A 4,282-nucleotide genomic window follows, 5' to 3' on the forward strand; every position below is an offset into this window, starting at 1 on the left:
CCACTCCAATTCAATGGGGTTCATTTCGGAGCAATATTCAGGTAAAAAGAAGATGTACAAACCCATGTGTTCCCATTTTGACCATAGCATTTGTACTTCTTTGCATCGGTGTATAGGCCCGTTATCCTGCACAATTACCCTAGTACGTCCTGTTCTTTGGGCATCAGCTGCAACATGGCTCCATTATTTGAATATAAGACTAGCTCTTGAGCAGGGGAGCGGGGGAGCAGGGGAGAATGAAGCTACACTCTCCTCTGCACCTCTGCCCCCCTGCCCCTCTGCCAGCCACCATGCAGAATCGTCTTGGCGACCTCGCTTTCTATTGTGCTGCTCTGCTCAGAAAGCTCTTTCCAAATGGGGGACGCAAGCATTGGAAGAACGTTTTCGCCGGAAATACCCACACCTGCGGATACTGCGAATTGACAGTGAATCCGTTGCTGATCCTTCTCATGCGGCTTTCGGTTGTATCGCTCACCTGAACGAAATTCTCACCCAGTATGATTTGGTTATCGCCTCCCCAAGTTTAGAAACTGGAGTCAGCATCGATATTCGAGGACATTTTGATGGTGTTTGGGGAATTTTTCAGGGTGTGCAGCCGGTTAACTCTGTGCGGCAGATGTTGGCAAGGGTTAGGGAAACTGTTGACCGTCACATTTGGGTCAGAGAGTGGGGGATGTCGGTTGTAGGCAATGGTTCCACATCCATCGGAGGATTGCTCAGAAGTCAACACGTCGCAACACAAGCGAACATTGCGCTGTTGTCGGCGGCGGACAATGACGATTACAGCTTTGTTGACCAGAATTTTCAACCGGAGTCATTGCAGACTTGGGGCAAGCGTGGCTCTGTCATCAACGTAGAGATGCGGCGCTATAGAGAATCTGTGCTTGCGGGTTTGGTCGAGGATGGTTATACAATTATCGATGCCGACGATGCTGATGACGATGAGAGTGGGGCTGTAATCGAGTCGGTTAAAGCGGCAAGTGAGCAATTGTATACTGCTGAGTGTCAGGCGATCGCGCAAGCTGATGAACTTTCCCAAACTGAACTGAAAAAACTGCAAGATAAAAGGGCGAAAACGAAAACCGAACGACATCAGCAGCGCAAGGCTGAATTATCCCGTCGCTATGAAGTTGATGTTACCCCTGAGCTTGTGGAGAAAGATGACGACGGCTGGTATCCTCAACTGCGGATGCACTACTATTTGACACTGGGGCGGGAATTTCTGACGAACCGTGATGCGAAACGGGCTAAGGCACAATTAGAGGCTGGGGAGAATTCGATTTGGAAGCCTGATTTTAACAAGGGGCAGCTATTGCCTGCCGTGTTGTTATTGGAAAATCTTCAGATGTTGCAGTTTCTTACACCAGACATTCAGTTACGTAGCAGCGACGAAAAGATGGTGGAGTTTAAGGCTCTGGCTGTTCAGTACAGGCACGTTATCAAGAATTACTTGAATGTTTCCATTTCTGAAAAACTGACCCCAGTAGCGATCGCTCAAAAGTTACTTGCCAAAATTGATTTAAAATTGGACTATGTGGGTCGATTGGGTAAGCGTGAAAATCGGGAGTGCGTTTATCGGTTTGTTCCACCCGATGACGAGCGCGATTCGATTTTTAGGCAGTGGTTAAATCGAGATGAAGCATTAAATCGTGAGTCGGTGTCAGGCAGCGATAATATAGTGTTACCGACACAAGGCATTGACACAACCTCCCAAATATTAGAAGAGGTAGTGTCCAGCCCCCAAGGACAAGCTTGGAAAGGGCTGAAACTGAAAATGCAGCAAGGCTTGGACAGTGCTGGCTCGTTCTACAACCAGTTAGTCTCCACAATTGGCGAGGCTATTGGGGTAGCTGATGGTGAGCCTTACTGGAATGGCTATCTGGGGCAGTGGCAGGTTTGGGTTAACTTTGCTGGTGGGTGTAGGTCTGTGGTGTGCGATTGGTTGATGGCGGTGTAGAGATCGAATAGACTGTCGCAGACATCGCTCTGACCAAATTCTCCCTACCTTATTTAATAAAAGGATTTTCAATCTTTAGTTCAGCAATCCCTTGAAAATCATTAGCATTTCTTGTGACCAAAAATGCGTCTTTATGTAATGCAGTAGCAGCAATAATTGCATCAGGAAGCTTAATTTTATACTGTCGTTTCAATTGGATTGTCTGCTCTTCAATCTCTCTTAACAAGGGAACTGAGTAAAACTGGGATAGTAAATCTCTGATCGCTTGCTCTTCTTCTTTTTCTAAGCCGGCAAAACTTAATAATTCTATGTAGATAATCGGTGATATCAGAACTTCGTGCAAATTGAGAAATTCTTCTGTAAAAAATGAATTAACTGTTGATTCATCCGCAAGATAATAAATAAAAATATTTGTATCATATACGTATCTCATCCGTCCCACTCCTGACGTACAGCATCTAAATGAGCCAGCATGGCTTCTTTTTTATGCTTTAAAAGCCCTTTAGCTTGAGAAACCTTTTTATAGTTTTTTTCCCAATCTAACAGCATTGATTCTGGTATATCTACTGTAATTGAATCTTCATCTTGATATATAAGATAATGTTTTGGTATTTTAATTATTGGCACAGTTAGATTCTCTTGTTTCTCAGATTTATTGGTTTGATTATAACGGATTTGTTTTAATTCTTAACGCAACTCATCTCACGTTAAGGGGATTCTCAATCTGACGATTCCGCTATCGGAGTCTCCTGTGTGGATTTTAGGGCAGTACCTTTGGCAACTCGGTTTGTCTACTGAATCACGAAGACCAATGGAGGACGGTCAGAGGGTTCGGTATTATCGGCTCAATACTGAGGATGTCGATTTTATCCAGAAGGTATTGAGACGGTAAGCGTTAGCCATGCCAATACGGTTCGGATAAGCATTTTTTACTTTCCTTGTGGTCTGGGGAATGGGTTTGCGGGTAAAGGGGAAAGGATGGAATGGCACGAAGATTCATGTGAAACGTCCTTGCTGGCTATCTTGTTGGGGTAGGGTTGCAGCTTCGTGTGTTCCAGACAATTAAATGCGAGTGCGTCAAAAAGTTCAACATCTTCTTAATTCCCCACACCCCACATCCTTTCATCCAGGAATACCAGGGATTTACGCTTAACAAGTGTGCCATTCGGCGATCGCCTACGGCGGTAAACAACGCTTGAGCATTGAAACCCTATCTATATACATGACTCATAGTCTGCAAATTCTTTTAAATAATCAAGAATAGAAGTACCAAATTCATCATTAGAAACTTCATTCTTTTCAGCATTAACTTTATACTTGATGCCAAAACAACGAAAAATTTTGAAACGGCATCACGTACAGGGCAAACACAAGTATCGACCCAACCCTCACTCATGTTACTTTAATGTAAATCGATAAAGTTTTGGTAAAGAGTTGAGTAATTCATGCTTCAGATTTCGTCTTACCAACTTTTTTAGAGACAGCAATTGCACCAACTCCAAACAATAGACTTAGTAGGGAAGTGGGTTCTCTTACTGATGTAGATGAAGAACTCAGGGTAATATTGGCCGCAGAATCTTGATAGATGTATGTTCCTGCCCGTCCCACTGCACCCGTCAAGGTAATTTCAGAGCTTGAAGTTCTTTCTAGGGTATATCTTGGAGCATCAAAAGCAATGCCAAAATCAACTACTAAATTCCAATTCGACCTAGAATCAAGCTCAAAATCAACATCTGGGGTTAAGTTACTGCCATTATTAGATCCTGGATTCAAATTCAGGTCTAGATTGTTGACGGATAGCTCCCAATCGCTCAAAGTCCCGGACTCTGAGTAAACCACGAATCCCGAATATTCGCTCTCGAATGGCAAAGAGTTCGTAAGGAATGGGGTAGTAGCATCGACTAAGGTAAAATCACCTGAAAATTCTTGCCTAGTTAGAATAGCTCCCAGCACGGGAGTAGCATGAAATACGCTTGCAACTACCAAACCAATCACGGCGATGCTAAGTTTAGGGAGTCGAACTTGATTCATGGATTGGGTATGCTACTTAAATTTGTTGAAGGTATGCTATCACATCCTTGTCTCGTAGAGAGGAAAAGGTGTCCTTTTCTCAAGCCCCTAAATTTATTTATGGGGTTCAAAATTATGAATTCAAAATTATGAATTTTGAATTCCCCGAAGGGGTTGACAGCTTAACCTTCGCTAATCAACTGTAACAAGGCTTCCGTTGAGATTTTACCACTAATATCAGCACCTGACAATAGGCTATCTGCCAAATCTCGTTTCTGATGATGCAATTGCACAATTTTTTCTTCGATAGTATCC

General features: G+C 43.4%; 5 protein-coding genes. 1 reads left to right on the plus strand and 4 read right to left on the minus strand.

All coding sequences use genetic code 11. From position 1 onward, the window contains the following. On the minus strand, positions 1–135 hold a 135-nt coding region (locus LC586_RS42480; protein WP_369010559.1), incomplete at its 3' end, for a transposase. A gap of 52 nt (positions 136–187) precedes the next feature. Here LC586_RS42480 and LC586_RS39760 point away from each other — a divergent pair. After that, positions 188–1,957 carry a plasmid replication protein, CyRepA1 family gene (locus LC586_RS39760; RefSeq protein WP_306423358.1) on the plus strand — a complete coding sequence of 590 codons (1,770 nt, stop codon included), beginning with the start codon at positions 188–190 and terminating at the stop codon, positions 1,955–1,957. A gap of 49 nt (positions 1,958–2,006) precedes the next feature. Here LC586_RS39760 and LC586_RS39765 read toward each other — a convergent pair whose 3' ends face one another. The 3 genes from LC586_RS39765 to LC586_RS39775 form a co-directional block, all read right to left on the minus strand. Beyond that, on the minus strand, positions 2,007–2,390 hold the full coding sequence (locus LC586_RS39765; RefSeq protein WP_229491269.1) for a type II toxin-antitoxin system VapC family toxin: 384 nt from the start codon (positions 2,388–2,390) through the stop codon (positions 2,007–2,009). Continuing rightward, a complete protein-coding gene (locus tag LC586_RS39770; protein WP_100902070.1) occupies positions 2,387–2,584 on the minus strand; it encodes a hypothetical protein in 198 nt (65 codons plus the stop codon). Before LC586_RS39770 ends, LC586_RS39765 begins: the two co-directional genes overlap by 4 nt. 816 nt (positions 2,585–3,400) lie before the next feature. Further along, positions 3,401–3,988: a PEP-CTERM sorting domain-containing protein gene (locus tag LC586_RS39775; protein ID WP_229491270.1), complete on the minus strand. Its 588-nt coding sequence runs from the start codon at positions 3,986–3,988 to the stop codon at positions 3,401–3,403. Between the last annotated feature and the right edge of the window lie 294 nt (positions 3,989–4,282).

The sequence above is a fragment of the Nostoc favosum CHAB5714 genome (genome assembly GCF_020829495.1).
Lineage (GTDB): Bacteria > Cyanobacteriota > Cyanobacteriia > Cyanobacteriales > Nostocaceae > Nostoc > Nostoc favosum.

What these genes read in the sequence shown, in the direction of transcription:
- LC586_RS39765 (WP_229491269.1), bottom strand. Translation starts at nt 2,390, where the DNA reads ATGAGATACGTATATGATACAAATATTTTTATTTATTATCTTGCGGAT.
- LC586_RS39775 (WP_229491270.1), bottom strand. Translation starts at nt 3,988, where the DNA reads ATGAATCAAGTTCGACTCCCTAAACTTAGCATCGCCGTGATTGGTTTG.